General features: G+C 67.7%; 16 protein-coding genes and 1 riboswitch. Of the genes, 12 read left to right on the top strand and 4 right to left on the bottom strand.

All coding sequences use genetic code 11. From position 1 onward, the window contains the following. The first annotated feature begins 262 nt into the window (after positions 1-262). A complete protein-coding gene (locus UK23_RS07585; RefSeq protein WP_045310656.1) occupies positions 263-1,300 on the top strand; it encodes a 3-isopropylmalate dehydrogenase in 1,038 nt (345 codons plus the stop codon). Between the two features lie 69 nt (positions 1,301-1,369). Here UK23_RS07585 and UK23_RS07580 read toward each other — a convergent pair whose 3' ends face one another. After that, entirely contained in the window at positions 1,370-1,789 is a 420-nt protein-coding gene (locus UK23_RS07580; RefSeq protein ID WP_045310655.1) for a YciI family protein, read from the bottom strand. 115 nt (positions 1,790-1,904) lie between these two features. Next, complete coding sequence (locus UK23_RS07575) at positions 1,905-2,828, bottom strand: sigma-70 family RNA polymerase sigma factor (RefSeq protein WP_045310654.1); 924 nt, start codon at positions 2,826-2,828, stop codon at positions 1,905-1,907. Positions 2,829-2,866: 38 nt separating this feature from the next. Here UK23_RS07575 and UK23_RS07570 point away from each other — a divergent pair, with 38 nt between their 5' ends. From UK23_RS07570 to UK23_RS07550, 5 genes are all read left to right on the top strand, one after another. Beyond that, the gene (locus UK23_RS07570; protein WP_045310653.1) at positions 2,867-3,421 is read left to right on the top strand and encodes a dihydrofolate reductase family protein; all 555 of its coding nucleotides are present in this window, start codon (positions 2,867-2,869) and stop codon (positions 3,419-3,421) included. A gap of 98 nt (positions 3,422-3,519) precedes the next feature. Then, positions 3,520-3,903 (top strand): SseB family protein, encoded by a 384-nt coding sequence (locus UK23_RS07565; RefSeq protein ID WP_063778051.1) that lies wholly within the window; start codon positions 3,520-3,522, stop codon positions 3,901-3,903. Then, complete coding sequence (locus tag UK23_RS07560; protein WP_045310652.1) at positions 3,900-4,415, top strand: hypothetical protein; 516 nt, start codon at positions 3,900-3,902, stop codon at positions 4,413-4,415. The genes UK23_RS07565 and UK23_RS07560 overlap by 4 nt, the downstream gene beginning before the upstream one ends. Next, the gene (locus tag UK23_RS07555) at positions 4,412-5,839 is read left to right on the top strand and encodes a putative T7SS-secreted protein (RefSeq protein WP_045310651.1); all 1,428 of its coding nucleotides are present in this window, start codon (positions 4,412-4,414) and stop codon (positions 5,837-5,839) included. Before UK23_RS07560 ends, UK23_RS07555 begins: the two co-directional genes overlap by 4 nt. Positions 5,840-5,870: 31 nt before the next feature. Further along, complete coding sequence (locus tag UK23_RS07550; RefSeq protein WP_045310650.1) at positions 5,871-6,494, top strand: hypothetical protein; 624 nt, start codon at positions 5,871-5,873, stop codon at positions 6,492-6,494. Here UK23_RS07550 and UK23_RS07545 read toward each other — a convergent pair. After that, positions 6,460-6,903 carry a hypothetical protein gene (locus tag UK23_RS07545; protein ID WP_045310649.1) on the bottom strand — a complete coding sequence of 148 codons (444 nt, stop codon included), beginning with the start codon at positions 6,901-6,903 and terminating at the stop codon, positions 6,460-6,462. The two genes, UK23_RS07550 and UK23_RS07545, sit on opposite strands and share 35 nt — an antisense overlap. Positions 6,904-6,943: 40 nt before the next feature. Continuing rightward, positions 6,944-7,066, top strand: a riboswitch (cobalamin riboswitch). Between the two features lie 31 nt (positions 7,067-7,097). On the opposite strand from UK23_RS07545, the gene UK23_RS07540 reads away from it, so the two are divergent. The 6 genes from UK23_RS07540 to UK23_RS07515 all read left to right on the top strand — a co-directional run bounded on the left by UK23_RS07540 (position 7,098) and on the right by UK23_RS07515 (position 13,219). Beyond that, positions 7,098-8,120 (top strand): FecCD family ABC transporter permease, encoded by a 1,023-nt coding sequence (locus tag UK23_RS07540; RefSeq protein WP_231114410.1) that lies wholly within the window; start codon positions 7,098-7,100, stop codon positions 8,118-8,120. Then, a complete protein-coding gene (locus tag UK23_RS07535) occupies positions 8,120-8,857 on the top strand; it encodes an ABC transporter ATP-binding protein (protein ID WP_045310647.1) in 738 nt (245 codons plus the stop codon). Before UK23_RS07540 ends, UK23_RS07535 begins: the two co-directional genes overlap by 1 nt. Next, positions 8,854-9,831, top strand: coding sequence for an ABC transporter substrate-binding protein (locus tag UK23_RS07530; protein WP_045310646.1), 978 nt, complete (start codon positions 8,854-8,856; stop codon positions 9,829-9,831). The genes UK23_RS07535 and UK23_RS07530 overlap by 4 nt, the downstream gene beginning before the upstream one ends. A 233-nt stretch (positions 9,832-10,064) precedes the next feature. After that, positions 10,065-11,660: a citramalate synthase gene (gene cimA / locus UK23_RS07525; protein WP_045310645.1), complete on the top strand. Its 1,596-nt coding sequence runs from the start codon at positions 10,065-10,067 to the stop codon at positions 11,658-11,660. A 73-nt stretch (positions 11,661-11,733) separates the two neighbouring features. Further along, on the top strand, positions 11,734-12,492 hold the full coding sequence (locus tag UK23_RS07520) for a fumarylacetoacetate hydrolase family protein (protein WP_045310644.1): 759 nt from the start codon (positions 11,734-11,736) through the stop codon (positions 12,490-12,492). Between the two features lie 67 nt (positions 12,493-12,559). Next, on the top strand, positions 12,560-13,219 hold the full coding sequence (locus tag UK23_RS07515; protein WP_045310643.1) for a response regulator transcription factor: 660 nt from the start codon (positions 12,560-12,562) through the stop codon (positions 13,217-13,219). Positions 13,220-13,236: 17 nt separating this feature from the next. Here UK23_RS07515 and UK23_RS07510 read toward each other — a convergent pair whose 3' ends face one another. Beyond that, the gene (locus UK23_RS07510) at positions 13,237-14,493 is read right to left on the bottom strand and encodes an FAD-dependent oxidoreductase (RefSeq protein WP_045310642.1); all 1,257 of its coding nucleotides are present in this window, start codon (positions 14,491-14,493) and stop codon (positions 13,237-13,239) included. Between the last annotated feature and the right edge of the window lie 317 nt (positions 14,494-14,810).

Here is a 14,810-nt window from a genome sequence, read left to right as displayed (position 1 = left end):
GATGAAGGGAACCTTCATCCACCTCACGTGGATGAAGGTTCCCTTCATCGTTGTAAGCAGGGGTGTCACCCCTTGACGCGATGGGTGTAGTGCGGTCGAGTGACACTCGAAAGTGGGCAATGGGCCGTGTGGGTGTCCCGCAGTACGGGAGAGAACGCCCCGATGGGGTGTCCGGCATGCGGCGAGTGGCCGCGATGCCGGTAGCCTTTCGCGAAGGAAAGTAGTCCCACTAATTGGGGACGGACACCTGGGAGGTGTGTGGATGCGGCTCGCAGTGATCCCAGGAGACGGGATCGGGCCCGAGGTCATCGCTGAGGCCCTGAAGGTCCTCGGCGAGGTCGTTCCGGCGGCCGAGATCACTCGCTACGACCTCGGCGCGGCGCGCTGGCACGCCACGGGAGAGTTGTTGCCCGAGTCGGTGCTGGGTGAGCTCCGCCAGCACGACGCGATCCTGCTCGGCGCGGTGGGCGACCCGTCGGTGCCGAGCGGAATCCTGGAGCGCGGTCTGCTGCTGCGCCTCCGGTTCGAGCTCGACCACCACGTGAACCTCCGCCCTGCTCGTCTCTACCCCGGCGTCCGCAGCCCGCTCGCGGACCCGCCGGAGATCGACATGGTGGTGGTGCGCGAGGGCACCGAGGGCCCGTACGCGGGCAACGGTGGTCTGCTGCGCAAGGACACCCCGCACGAGATCGCGACCGAGGTCTCGCTGAACACGTCGTTCGGTGTGGAGCGGGTCGTTCGCGACGCCTTCGCCCGCGCGGCGAACCGTCAGCGTCGCCACCTGACGCTGGTGCACAAGACGAACGTCCTCACGCACGCCGGCTCGTTGTGGTCGCGCGTCGTGGAGGAGGTCTCGCTGCAGCACCCGGACGTGACCGTGGCGTACCAGCACGTCGACGCGGCCACGATCCACATGGTCACCGACCCCGGCCGTTACGACGTGATCGTGACGGACAACCTGTTCGGTGACATCCTGACCGACCTCGCCGCCGCCGTCACGGGTGGCATCGGCCTGGCCGCGTCGGGAAACATGGACGTGACGCGGCGCAACCCGTCGATGTTCGAGCCGGTGCACGGTTCGGCACCGGACATCGCGGGCCAGGGCATCGCGGACCCGACCGCCGCGGTGCTGTCCGTGGCGCTGCTGCTCGACCACCTGGGCGAGCACGAGGCGGCGCGCCGGATCGAGGCCTCCGTGGCGTTCGACCTGGCGACGCGCGACCACCAGTCGCCGGGCGCGACCTACGCGATCGGTGACCGGCTCGCGGCGCTCGTGTCGTCGAACGTGCGCACGGGCTGACGTTTTCAGGGTTGCGCGGGGACCCTACGTACTCCACTGGAGTACGTAGGGTCCCCGCGTGCTTTCCGGTCAGAGCTGGCCGTTGGCCTCGCGCCAGGCCCGCTCCTTCTGGATCCACTCGTTGTCCTGCGGGAACTCGTCGATCGTCGGCACCCGGCGGATCTCGGTCTTGAAGCCGGGCCCGGTCATCGGCGCGCGCTTCGCCCACTCGATCGCTTCCTCCTTGGACGCGACGTTGATGATGTAGAAGCCGTTGAACAGTTCCTTCGTCTCGCCGTACGGGCCGTCCGTGACGACCGGCGGCTCGGAGGAGTAGTCGACGACCACGCCCTCGGACGGGTCGGACAGACCCTCGGCGGCGAGCAGGATCCCGGCGCGGATCATCTCCTCGTTGTACTGGCCGACGACCTCCAGCATCTTGTCGAAGTCGACGTCGCCCAGGTTCGCGAAGGCCTCGTCGGTCGCGCGCCAGATCATCATGAACTTCACGGTGTGTCTCCCTGTGTCTCGTGGGCCCTCGGGGCCTCGGCATCCACAGGTCGAACAGGGGCGGCGCCGGATCGACACGAGCCCAGAACTTTTTCGAAGTTTCTTCTTGCGCAGGTCAGAGGGTGTCGGCGAGCTTGAATGCCGCGAAGACCGCAGGCGACTGGAAGACGACGGTGTGCGCGACGAGGCCGTCGACGACCGTGAACACCTGCAGGGTGTGGAGCCGGTGCACGCCGTCGCCGGGCGCGTAGGCGGCCACGGCGGGCTGGCCGTTGGCGATGGTCGGGACCATGCGCCAGCCCGTCCCGCGCATCGCGAACACCCGCCGGATGAAGGCGCCGTAGTCGTGCCTGCCGACGAACCACAACGGCACCGGCGGCATCTCCAGGACCGCGTCCTCGGTGAGCAGCTCGACCAGTGCGGTCACGTCCGCTGCCTCGAACGCACGGACGTAGGCCTCGACGGTGCGTCGTACGGCCGGATCATCGGGTGGGGCGACCTCGGCCACGTCCGCGAGCCCGGCGCGGGCCCGCTGCAGAGCGCTGTTCACCGCCGCGACCGAGGTGTCGAGCAGCGAGGCAACTTCGGCGGCGCTGAATTCCAGCACCTCGCGCAGCACCCACACGGCACGTTGACGAGCCGGCAACGACTGCATCGCCGCGACCAGAGCGAGTCGCAGGCCGTCGCGCCGCACCGCGCGTTCGGCGGGGTCGTCGGGGAACGGCTCCAGCCACGGCACCTCGAAGGCGGGCACCAGCGGCGTCTCCGGGTCGGTGCTCGCCGCGCCCAGCCCGGACGGCAGCGGGCGCCGCGCCTTGCCCTCCAACGCGGTCAGGCACACGTTCGTGGCGATCCGGTAGAGCCACGTGCGGATCGACGCCCTGCGCTCGTCGTAGCGCTCGCGGGCCTGCCACGCCCGCAGCATGGTGTCCTGCACCAGGTCCTCGGCCTCGTGGACCGACCCGAGCATGCGGTAGCAGTAGGCGAGCAGCTCGCCGCGGTGCTGCTCGACGCGCGTCTCGAAAATCGTGTCGGCCATCGCGATGAGTATCGCGGGCCTCGCCGGTATGTAGTGGCATGAGCGATCTGATTGTCATCGAGTTCGCGACCTTGGACGGCGTCGTCGAGGACCCGGACGGTTCCGGCGGCACGGCCGGAGGCGGCTGGGCGTTCCGGCACGGCCCGGAAGCCGTGGCGGGCGACAAGTTCGGGCTGGGGCCGTTGCTCGACACCGGCGTGCTGCTGCTCGGCCGCACGACCTGGGAGCTGTTCGCGAAGCTCTGGCCCGGCCGCACCGACGAGTTCTCCACGAAGATGAACAACATCCCCAAGCGCGTCGCCTCCCGTTCACTGACCGAAGTGGACGGTTGGCAGAACTCCTCGCTGGTCGAAGGCGACCTGGTCGGCCAGGTGTGGGAGTTGAAGGCACGTCAAGACGTTGTCGTCACCGGAAGCATCAGCGTCGTGCGGGAGCTGGCAGAGGCCGGGCTCGTCGACGAGTACCGCCTGATGGTGTTCCCGAGCGTGATCGGTGCCGGACAACGACTCTTCACCGGAAGTATGTCCGATTTGCGCCTGATCTCCCTGGAGCGCAAGGGAAGTGCGGCGCTGATGCGCTATCGGACATCGTGACGCGGACCTCAGTTGCACGACCTCTCCGACACTCACCGTGATCCACCGGTAACGTACGGCGCTGCCGATCTGGGGGGATTGGTAGGAACGGGAGAGGCATGAAAACAGAAAACGAGGCTGTCGCGACGGCAAGGCGCTATCGCGACGGCGGGGGGAATCCGGAAGCCTTCCTGAAGGCGTTCCGGGAGAGCACCGTGTACCTGCAGCGGATCGACCCGCTGTCGTTGCCGGTCGTCACCATCGAGGGACTGAGCTGGCTGGCCGCGTTCTCCAGTCCCGAGCTGCTGCAACGACATCTCGCGGCACGGGGCGAGAGCACGGAGGCCACCTACCTGGCGGTCACCGGCGAACGGTTGCTGGACCACTACCTGCGCGCGCTGCCGAAGCCGACGGGCGTGGTGTTCGACAACGGGTCCGAGCACATGATGGCCCTGCCGCCGGCGCGCGGCATCGTCCCCGACGACCTGGCGGTGGACGCGTGACCGGGTACGGCGTCGACCTCGGCGCGATGGGGCACGCGATCAAGGGTGTCAACGACACCGTTGCCGCGCTGAAGGACTTCGCTCCTGACGGCGGGCACCTCATGGCCAGCTCGACCGCACTCGGGTGGTTGTGCCCGAGCGAGGACGAGTGCGGCGACGAGGTGCTCGCCGACGCGCTGGAGGAGTTCTTCGAGCGCTGGAAGTGGGGTGTGCGGCACCTCGTCAAGGAAGGCGCGGAGATGGTCACCGCGCTCACCGACACCAAGAGCGTGTACGAGAAGGCGGAGGACAAGGTCAAGGAGGGGTTCCAGCTCCTGCTCGGCGACCCGACCTCGCAGGCCGACCCGACCAAGCAGTCGTGGGAGGAGCTCGGCAAGCCGTACCTGAAGCCGACGGGTCTGGGCGAGGAGTGGGACAAGGCCTCGAAGGGTTTCGAGAAGTCCCTGGACTCGGCGGAGAAGGACATCACCGGCGAGAAGTCCTCGTTCAAGCCGGCGGGTGATCGCAGGTGAACATCTTCGGACTCGGGCGCAGTGAGCTCGGCGACACCGACGACCCGAAGGAACTGGTGCCGGGCAACGTCGCGACGCTCGACGAGACCGCGGACGGGCTGCGCAAGCTCTCGTCCGCGTGCCAGGAGGCGTACGGCGGTCTGTCCACACTGGACGTCGGCAAGTGGACGGGTTCGGCCGCGGACAAGTTCCACGAGTACTTCTGCAAGGAGACGCCGAAGTGGCGCGACGCCGCCGAGGCGTTCGGGCCCGTGGTGGACGCGCTGACGACGTACAAGGGTGCGGTCGAGCAGGCGCAACGCCAGGCGGCGGAGGCGATCCGGCTCTACAACGAGGCGAAACAGGCCACAAAGGACGCTGAACGCCAGTACGACGCCGCGTCCTCGCAGTTCGAGAAGACGTTCCTGGCCGCGCAGGCCGCCGGTGACTCGTTGCCGTCGCCGCTGGCCCCGTTCAACGATCCAGGCAAGGCCCAGCGCGAAGCCGCCGAACGGATGCTCGCCGACGCCCGCAACGCCCTGCGCACCGCGGCGGCCGAGACAGCCGCGATCGTGACCAGGGCGAAGGACAAGGCGCCGGAGGAACCGGGCTTCCTCTCGAAGTTCGCCTCCTCGATCGAGGACTCCTTCGAGAAGACCGTCGACCAGGTCAGCTCGTTGCACTCCGGCGGGGGCAAGTCCCTGCTCAACCTGGTGAAGATGGTGCGGGCGGGCTGCCCGCTCGACCCGTACAACATGGCCCATCCCGGCGAGTACGCGGCGCACATGATGCAGCAGGCGTCGGGAATGGTGCACATGGTCACGCACCCGGCCGAGGCGGTCAAAGGCATCCTCAACTTCGAGGAGTGGAAGAAGGATCCCTTCTCCGCGGCGGGCCAGCTGATCGGCGACATCGCCATCGGCGTCGCGACCGACGGCGCCGGGTTCGCCGGCAGTGCGGAGAAGGCGGTTGCCCGCGAGGCGATGGAGTCGGCCGCGCGCGAGGCGACCGAGACGGCCGCCACCCAGATCGGCAAGCACGTCGACGACGGCATGCCGCCGTGGACCAAGGGCGACTACGAGCCGCCGGCGTCGCACCCGCCGTCGGACTACAACCCCTTTCCCGACGAGCCGTTCGGTCCACAGAAGACAGACCTGGACGACCTGCCGTCGCACGACCGGGATCACGACACTCCGGACCACCACGAGCCCGAACAGCCCGCCGAGCAACCGAAGCACGAGCCGGACGAGCGCCCCAAGATCACCGAACCGGAACACCTCCCGGAACCCTCCAGGAGCGACTACTTCCGACTGCAGGACTCGGTCGAGCGGATGCAGGGTGAGGTGGAGTCCGGCCGGCTGTCTCGTGTCGAGGAAAATGACACGTGGCAGCGGATCCACGAGCAGCGCCAGCAGATGCGCGACATCATGGCCAAACACAGCTGACGTAACGGCGATCCACAAGGAGCTTTGTCCCATGTACCCGCAACAACCGCCGATGCGTCCGCAGCGCCAGATGCCACCGCAGCCGCCACGCGCGATGAGGCCGCCCGTTCCGTCGCCGTCCCGGCCGGCGTCTCCTCCGCAGCAGCCAGTGGAGGAGCTTCCTGAGTGGACGAAGGACGGGGAGTTCCCGGCGATCTCGCGGAACATCCCGCTCTACGGCAAAGATCCGGAGTCGGGCAAGGAACAGGTCTGGGTAGGCCGCGTCGTGTGGCAGGCGGTCAACGCGAAAGAGATCAAGATGGCTGTCTACGGCCCGTTCGGCCGCAAGATGACCACCGCCGACTCCGTGTTCTCCGCGCTGGGGTACATCCGCATGGAGCTCGAGCATCGCGACAACTACGACCCGCCGTGGAAGGTGCTCGTCAAGGGAGCCAGGCGCGACGCTTGGCACGTCGGCCACCTGGTGTCGATCTTCCCCGGTGAGCGGGCAGAGATCCTCGTTCCCGGTGAGAAGGCGACCGAGTCCGTCGACGTGCTGGAGATGCTCGACCCGGACGAAATGCCGAAGTGGGGCAACGTACAGGAGCAGATGAAGAACAGCCTGGAGTACTTCAGGCGCTTCACGCCCGGTTTCGGTGCAGGAGGAGCGCTGTGAACGGCACGACCAGCAGTGAGGTGAGGAAGTAGGTCAGCGGCAGCGCCCACAGACCGTCGTTCATCACGTCCTGGTTGGACGTGATGAACACGGTGCCGGCGAATCCCGCCAGCAGCAGGTAGAGGTAGAAGGCGGCGTCTCGACGCCAGAAGAAGACCGCCAGCGGTGCCGCCGCGACCGCCAGCCCGGTCAGCACCTGGGGCAGCGACGCGCAGCCTGCGGGCGTGCAGTAGAGGTCGTTCAGCGCGGTGGCGATCGGCATGTGTGCGACGCCACCCGCGACCGACACCGCCACGATCACGGTGAGCACGAGTGCGGCAACGGCGGTGTCCTGCCTGACCAGCGGCGTTGTGCCGTGCTTGCGCCGCAGCTGCTCGCGCCGAGACCGTCGTCGTTCACCCAGGTCCATGCACTCCAGACGCGGCTCGTGCCGGATTTGTGCACTGGTTCGTCGGTTAGGGTGAGTGAGTCGTGCACGGGGGAAGTCCGGTCGAAGTCCGGCGCTGACCCGCAACGGTAGGTCCCAGTTTTTGGGGCAAGCCCGAATACCCGCACACGGCTTGAAACCAGTACATCCTGCCGTGGACTGCGGGAAGGGCATTTGTGGTCGCGAAGATCAGCGCGCTCGTCGGCGTGCTCGCCGTCAGCATCGTGGCGGGAGTGGCGCTCGGCCCCGTCTCCGTCCCGTTCGGCGTCACGGCCGACCTGTTGTGGGCGGCCATCACCGGCGGCACGGTGCCTGCCGACCTCGCCGGGCAGTACCGCATCGTCTGGGACATCAGGCTGCCTCGTGTCATGCTGGCCGCGGTCGTCGGCGCAGGTCTGAGTGCGGTCGGCGTGGCCATCCAGGCCGTCGTCCGCAACGCTCTCGGAGACCCGTACGTGCTCGGCATCTCGTCCGGTGCGAGCGTCGGCGCGACGGCCGTGGCGACTTTCGGCGCCCTGTCCGGGCTCGGTGTCTACGCGTTGTCGACGGGCGCGTTCCTGACCGGGCTCGGCGCGACCGCCTTGGTCTACGTCACCGCGCGCACGAGCCTAGGGCTCACCCCGTTGCGGCTCGTGCTGACCGGAACCGCGCTGGCGTACGGGTTCTCCGCGGCGGCGATGCTGCTGGTGTTCCAGGCGCCGCACGGCGAGGCCGCTCGCAGCGCCATGTTCTGGTTGCTGGGCAGCCTCGGCGGCGCGAACTGGCAGTCGCTGCCCGTCGCCACGGTCGTGACCGTCGCCGGGATCGTCTACCTGATGACCAGGGCGCGGCAGCTGAACGCGTTGGCGATGGGCGACGAGACCGCGACCACGCTGGGGGTCCCGGTCAACCGGTTCCGCACGCAGCTGTTCGTCGTCACCGCGGGCATCACGAGCGTGCTGGTGGCGGTCAGCGGCGCCGTGGGGTTCGTCGGCCTGATGCTGCCGCACCTCACCCGCATGGTCGTGGGCGCGGACCACCGCCGTGTGCTGCCGCTCGCACCCCTTGCCGGAGCGTCGTTCCTCGTGTGGGTCGACGTGGCCGCCCGCATGCTCGCCGCGCCGGAAGAGCTCCCGCTCGGCGTCATCACGGCCGCGATCGGCGTGCCGTGCTTCGTCTTCCTCATGCGCCGCAAGTCGTACGTGTTCGGAGGACGTTGATGCGCCTCGAGGTTCTCGGCGTCACCGTCCAGGGCATCATCTCGGACATCTCGCTGGCGGCCGAGAACGAGGTCGTCGGCATCGTCGGTCCGAACGGCAGCGGCAAGTCGACCACGCTGCGCTGCGTCTACCGCGCCCTGAAGCCGGACTCCGGCGCGGTGCTGATCGACGGCACGAACGTCCACAAACGACATGACCTCGCTCGTGAGCTGGCTGCCCTGACGCAGGAGTCGCAGGTCGAGTTCGACTTCACGGTCGCAGAGATCGTGGAGATGGGTCGCCTGCCACACGAGCGCTCCGTGCGCGACGCTCAGGCCGTCCGCGACGCACTGGCCACAGTGGACATCACGCACCTCGCGTCACGCAGCTTCCTCAGCCTCTCCGGCGGCGAACGGCAACGCGTCCTCATCGCCCGAGCCATCGCCCAGGAACCCCGCGTCCTGGTGCTGGACGAGCCGACCAACCACCTCGACATCCGCCACCAGCTCGAGGTGCTGGCGCTCGCCCGCGGCCTTGGCATCACCGTGCTGACCGTGCTGCACGACCTGAACCTGGCCGCGTCCTATTGCGACCGGTTGTGCGTGCTCGACGAAGGCCGCCTGGTCGCGTCGGGCACGCCGGCCGAGGTTCTGGTGCCGGAGCTGATCGCCAAGGTCTTCCACGTCACGGCACACGTCGTGCGCCACCCCACCACGGGAGTTCCCCAGCTCCTGTTCGACCAGGAGGTCACCCCTTGAGAACCGCGCTCTGCGCCCTGCTGTTGCTGGTGTCCGGCTGCGGCGCCACGGTCGCGCAGGACAAGCCGGCTGTCGACCCGGTGACCGTCACCAACTGCGGTCAGCAGGTGACGTTCGACCAGGTGCCGTCCAAAGTGGTCACGAACGACACCGGCATCACCGAGCTGATGTTCGCCCTGGGGCTGAAGGACCGCATGGCCGGCTACGTCGTGGACGGCGGCAACACGGTCGACCTGCGGACCTCGCCGTGGAAGTCCGACTTCGACAGCACGAAGAAGCTCGCCGACAAGATCTCCAAGGAGGTCGTGCAGGGCGCGAACGCCGACCTCGTCTTCGCCGGCTGGAACTACGGCTTCACCGAGAGCAGCGGCTTCACCCCGGACGCACTGAAGCAACTCGGAATCGGCACCTACCAGCTCACCGAGGCGTGCCGGAACGGCGTCGGCAAGCAGCGCGGCATCATGCCCGCGCTGGACGCTCTCTACACAGATCTCCGCAACCTCGGGAAGATCTTCCGCGTCGAGGCCGAGGCCGAGGAGCTCATCAAGGGCTACCAGCAGCAGATCTCCGACGCCGGCAAGCTGATGGCCGGCAAGCCGCGCCCGAAGGTGTTCCTCTACGACAGCGGCCAGGACCAGCCCTTCACGTCCGGCAGGAACGCCGCGCCCCAGGACGTGATCTCCAAGGCGGGCGGCGACAACATCTTCGGTGACCTCGACGACAGCTGGACCACGGTCAACTGGGAGACCGTCGTGCAGCGCGACCCCGATGTCGTGCTGATCGTGGACTACGCGGACGGCGAGGCGAACACGCCCGCGCAGAAGCAGGCGTTCCTGGAGGGCTTCGCACCGCTCGCGAACTCACCGGCCGTCAAGAACAAGCGCTTCTTCGCACTCCCGTACGCGGCCTTGGTCGAGTCGCCGCGCAACCCGGCGTCGATCGAGGCGTTCGCGAAGTACCTGTCACAGGCGTGAATCCAGTACTGGCAGGCGTGCGCCAGTACTCACCGTGACCAGATAGTGGGAGATTTCTTCCCGGCGCTTGGTATGACGTGCTGAGCTGTGGCAGCATCCGCTTCATGGTTCAGCACATCGCCATCATTATTGACGAGCGCGTCGGGTAGTTGCCGCCCCTGGCACCCGACGCGCAGACCTCTCGCATCCCGCGGGGGGTCTTTTTGTTTGCCCTGATGAGGAGATGAACCCCGATGGCCGGCCCCAGCGACGAGTTCCACGTCTACGACACGACGTTGCGCGATGGCGCTCAACGTGAGGGCATTTCGTACTCCGTCACGGACAAGCTCGCGGTCGCGCGGCTGCTGGACGGGCTCGGCGTCGGGTTCATCGAGGGCGGCTGGCCCGGCGCGTTGCCCAAGGACACGGAGTTCTTCGCGCGGGCTGCGGCAGGGGATCTGGAGCTCAAGCACGCCAAGCTGGTCGCGTTCGGGGCGACGCGCAAGGCCGGGGTCAAGGTCGAGGAAGACCCGCAGGTCAAGGCACTTCTCGACAGCCAGGCGCCCGTTGTCACGCTGGTGGCCAAGTCGGACCTGCGGCACATCGAGCGTGCACTCAGGACGGACGCCGACGAGAACCTGAAGATGGTGCGCGACACCGTCCGGTTCCTCAAGGACCACGGCAGGCGCGTCTTCCTCGACGCCGAGCACTTCTTCGACGGGTACGCGTTCTCCCCGGAAACCAGCCTCAAGGTGCTGGAGTCCGCTGTGGAGGGTGGCGCGGACGTCGTTGTCCTGTGCGACACGAACGGCGGGCAGCTGCCGCTCGGTCTCGCCGAGACGGTCGCGGAGGTGGTCGAGAAGACCGGCTTCCGAGTGGGAATCCACTGCCAGGACGACACGTCCTGCGCCGTGGCGAACACCATCGCGGCCGTTCAGGCGGGCGCGACGCACGTTCAGTGCACCGCCAATGGTTATGGCGAGCGAGCAGGCAACGCGGACCTGTTCGCCGTCGTGGGAAACCTCGTGACCAAGTTCGGCATGGAGGTGCTCCCGACCGGGGCACTGGCCGAGCTCACCCGTGTCTCCCATGCGTTGGCCGAGATCGCGAACATCGCACCCGACACCCACCAGGCTTATGTCGGGTCGTCAGCATTCGCTCACAAGGCGGGTCTGCACGCGAGCGCGATCAAGGTGGATCCGGAGCTGTACAACCACATCGATCCGGACATCGTCGGCAACGACATGCGGGTGCTGGTCACCGAGATGGCCGGTCGGGCGAGTATCGAGCTCAAGGGACGTGAGTTCGGACTCGACCTGACCGGCCGGTCAACCGAAGTCGGCAGCGCTCTCAAGCGCGTGAAGGAACTCGAGGCGAAGGGCTGGTCGTTCGAGGCGGCCGACGCGTCGATGGAACTCCTCCTGCGCGCAGAGCTGTCCGAACTGGACACTCCTCCCTTCACGCTGGAGTCGTACCGGGTGGTGCTCGACCACCGCTCGGACGGCGAGATCGTGTCGGAGGCCACGGTCAAAGTGCACGTGGCGGGGGAGCGGGTCATCGCGACCGCCGAGGGCAACGGGCCGGTGCACGCGCTGGACGCGGCACTGCGCAAGGCGTTGCTGCCGCATCTGTCCTGGTTGGACACTGTGGAGCTGGCCGACTACAAGGTGCGCATCCTCACCGAGCACCCCGGAACGGACGCGGTGACGCGCGTGCTGGTGGAGTCCACCGACGGCGAGCGCGAGTGGACCACTGTGGGTGTGCACGGCAACATCGTCGAGGCCTCCTGGCTAGCGCTCTGCGACGCCTTGGTCCACAAGTCGATGCGGAGCAGTGCTTTGAACGAGTAACCAGCACAGATCGTGCGTTGCCCCCTAGGAAGCGCCGGGGCGCCTGAACTGGCACCCGTCTAAGGTTGTATACGTGCGAATCGCTCGAGTGGCTCACCCTCAAGGCGTAGCTTTCGTCGCTGTTCACGGCGAGGAAGCTGCGGAAATCGCCGAACACCCCTTCGGCACGCCCACGTTCACGGGCCGGAAGTGGCCGTTGGCCGACGTCAGGCTGCTGGCGCCGATCTTGCCGACCAAGATCATCGGTATTGGCCGCAACTACGCCGACCACGCCGCTGAGCTGGGCAACGAGGTTCCGGCCGAGCCGTTGGTCTTCTTGAAGCCCAACACGTCCGTGATCGGCCCGAACGTCGAGATCAAGATCCCCGCGGCCTCGCAGCGCGTCGACTTCGAGGGCGAGCTGGCCGTCATCATCGGCCAGCCGTGCCGGGAAGTCCCGAAGGCCAAGGCGATGAGCGTCGTGATGGGCTACACCATCGCCAACGATGTCACGGCCCGCGACCTGCAGAAGAAGGATGTGCAGTTCACGCGTGCCAAGGGTTTTGACACGTTCTGCCCGATGGGTCCCTTCATCGAAACGGAGTTCGACCCCTCCGATGTCCGCGTCGTCACCGAGCTCGACGGGGAGGTCAAGCAGGACGGGCGTACTTCGTTGATGGTGCACGACATTCCGGCGCTCATCGAGTACGTCTCCGGCGTCATGACGCTGCTTCCCGGCGACGTGATCCTGACCGGGACGCCGGCCGGTGTCGGGCCGATGGCGGCCGGACAGACGGTCTCCGTGACTGTGGACGGCCTCGGGACGCTCACCAATCCGGTCGCAAATAGGTAGCCATACGGCGCAATCCGGCGTCCGGCAGGTTACGCACCCGGGTACCCGCTAGTAACTTCCCGGTGTCATGACGGACCTGGCGTCCACCCGTGTGCTGCTCGTCGACGGATCACAGCTCATCACCGAGGGGCTGCGACTCTCACTGCACCGCACGCACTGCTTCCGCGTTGTGGGCATCGCCCACACCGTGGCCGATGCTGCGCGCTGTCTGCGCAGCACCCCGGTGGACCTGGTCGTCGCGGACTTCGACGTGCCGGGCGCCGGGCCGTTGCGCACCGTGCGGGACACGGCGCAGTTCCGGCCGAGCGCCCGCGTCGTGGTGCTGTCCAATGCGGACAGTCCGAGCTGGGCCCGCGCGGCGCTGGACGCCGGCGCGGTGGCCTACCTGCTGAAAACCTCGCCAGTGGCCGAGCTGTTACCGCTGATCGCGGCCGCGGTGCGGGGTGCTCCCGCCACGATCGACGCACGGGTGGGCTCGCTCGCGCGTCTGCCGGCGCGGATGCCTCCGCCCGCCTCGCTCGGCCGGCTGTCGGCTCGTGAGTTCGACGTGCTGGCCGAGATGGCGAAGGGGATGGACAACGCGCGCATCGCCCAGCGGCTCTTCATCAGCAACGACACCGTGAAGACCCACGTGAAGGCGATCCTGCGCAAGCTGGGCGCCAGGGATCGCGCCCACGCCGTGGCGATGGTGCTCGGTGAGTCATCCGAGTCCTTCGTCACGACCTAGGCGTCACGACCTGGGCGTCACGACCTGACGATCGTCTGCGGCTTGCGGCGCGCGAACTCCGGCGCGTGCTCCGGGCGAGGCCCGATCGCGATCACGTAGGCCGGGACCGCCTGCAGGAACGGCAACCGCTGCGCCACCTTGAGCATGAACGGCGTGCCGCTCGAGGAGACCGTCTCGGTGCTGTTGAGCTTCCGGCCCAGGAACAGCCGGTGGATGATCCGCTGCACGGTCTGGATCACGACCGTCGGGAACAACCTGCGCCTGCGCACCTTCGCGAGCGCACGGCTGGTGACCACGCCCTGCCGCAACGGCTTCGCGAGCAGTCTGGCCGCGGCGACCGCGTCCTGCACGGCGAGGTTGATGCCCACGCCGCCGACCGGCGACATCGCGTGCGCAGCGTCACCGATGCACAGCAGTCCGTCGACGTGCCACTGCCGCAACCGGTCCAGCTTCACGTCGAGCAGCTTCGCGTCGTCGATGCTCCTGATGTGGTCGACGCGGTCGGCGAGCCACGGGATGAGCGTGACCACCCGCTCGCGGAACTTCTCCACGCCCTCGGCACGCAGCTGCTGGTCCGTGCCCTTGCGAATCAGGAACGCGCACTGGAAGTACTCGTTGCGCGGGATGAGCACCATCGCGCTGCCCGCGCTGAACCGTCCGGCGCCGCCCTTGATCGCGTCGCTCTCCTTGCGCGGCAAGCGGAACCACCACACGTCCATCGGAGCGCCGAACTGGTAGACCGGCAGATCGACGGCAGCGCGCAGGATCGAGCTCCGCCCGTCCGCCGCGACGACGAGGTCGGCACTGATCTCGCCCTCGTGCCCGTCGACGCGGTCGCGGTACTGCACGCCCGTGACCTTGTTGCCGCTCTTGGTGATTCCGGTGACCTCGGTGTTCATCCGCAGGTGGAACGCCGGCTCCAGCTTGCCCGCGTCGGCGAGCAGGTCCAGGAAGTCCCACTGCGGCACCATCGCGATGCGCTTGTTCGCGCCGGGAAGCCTGCGCAGATCGGCGATCGTGGCCTTGCGTCCGCCGTCCAGCAGCGCCTCGATCTTGTCCACGTCCTGGTGCGGCACCTGCTCGAACGCGGGCCCCAGCCCCAGTTCGTCCATGAGCGTGAGCGTCGACGCGTGCACCGTGTCGCCGCGGAAGTCGCGCAGGAAGTCGGAGTGCTTCTCCAGCACCGTGACCTCGACACCTCCGCGCGCCAGCAGCAGCCCCAGCACCATGCCGGCGGGTCCGCCCCCGACGACCAGGCAGGTAGTCCTCTCCATCTCGATCCCCTCATTTCAACCGCTGTTGAATAAACTCAGCATGCTCTTGATCGCCAGATGCGTCAAGCTGGGTTCCGAGTGACCTGGGTCGCTGCCGCCTGGTCCACAGTGGACGGTCTGGGAAACCAGGCCTCGAAAAGGTTGCAGCTCGTGCGGAATGTCGTTGTACGAGCTAGGGTGTCGCGCTCGCGGAACCGCCCGTTCGGGCAGAGACGGTCCAGTCTGCGGATACCACTCGACCGGGTGATTGCATTCGGCGCTTGGAGGAGCGTGACTAGGTCGTTCGGGGCCTCAAGGTCCGCTTGATCGTGCAAGGA

Origin of the sequence: Lentzea aerocolonigenes (assembly GCF_000955955.1) — a bacterium.
In the GTDB taxonomy this organism is placed as follows: domain Bacteria; phylum Actinomycetota; class Actinomycetes; order Mycobacteriales; family Pseudonocardiaceae; genus Lentzea; species Lentzea aerocolonigenes_A.
Note: the sequence above shows the minus strand (reverse complement) of the source record. Positions and strands in the feature narration are given on the sequence as shown.

What these genes read in the sequence shown, in the direction of transcription:
- UK23_RS07585 (WP_045310656.1), top strand. Translation starts at nt 263, where the DNA reads ATGCGGCTCGCAGTGATCCCAGGAGACGGGATCGGGCCCGAGGTCATC.
- UK23_RS07575 (WP_045310654.1), bottom strand. Translation starts at nt 2,828, where the DNA reads ATGGCCGACACGATTTTCGAGACGCGCGTCGAGCAGCACCGCGGCGAG.
- UK23_RS07570 (WP_045310653.1), top strand. Translation starts at nt 2,867, where the DNA reads ATGAGCGATCTGATTGTCATCGAGTTCGCGACCTTGGACGGCGTCGTC.
- UK23_RS07565 (WP_063778051.1), top strand. Translation starts at nt 3,520, where the DNA reads ATGAAAACAGAAAACGAGGCTGTCGCGACGGCAAGGCGCTATCGCGAC.
- UK23_RS07550 (WP_045310650.1), top strand. Translation starts at nt 5,871, where the DNA reads ATGTACCCGCAACAACCGCCGATGCGTCCGCAGCGCCAGATGCCACCG.
- UK23_RS07545 (WP_045310649.1), bottom strand. Translation starts at nt 6,903, where the DNA reads ATGGACCTGGGTGAACGACGACGGTCTCGGCGCGAGCAGCTGCGGCGC.
- UK23_RS07535 (WP_045310647.1), top strand. Translation starts at nt 8,120, where the DNA reads ATGCGCCTCGAGGTTCTCGGCGTCACCGTCCAGGGCATCATCTCGGAC.
- cimA (WP_045310645.1), top strand. Translation starts at nt 10,065, where the DNA reads ATGGCCGGCCCCAGCGACGAGTTCCACGTCTACGACACGACGTTGCGC.
- UK23_RS07515 (WP_045310643.1), top strand. Translation starts at nt 12,560, where the DNA reads ATGACGGACCTGGCGTCCACCCGTGTGCTGCTCGTCGACGGATCACAG.
- UK23_RS07510 (WP_045310642.1), bottom strand. Translation starts at nt 14,493, where the DNA reads ATGGAGAGGACTACCTGCCTGGTCGTCGGGGGCGGACCCGCCGGCATG.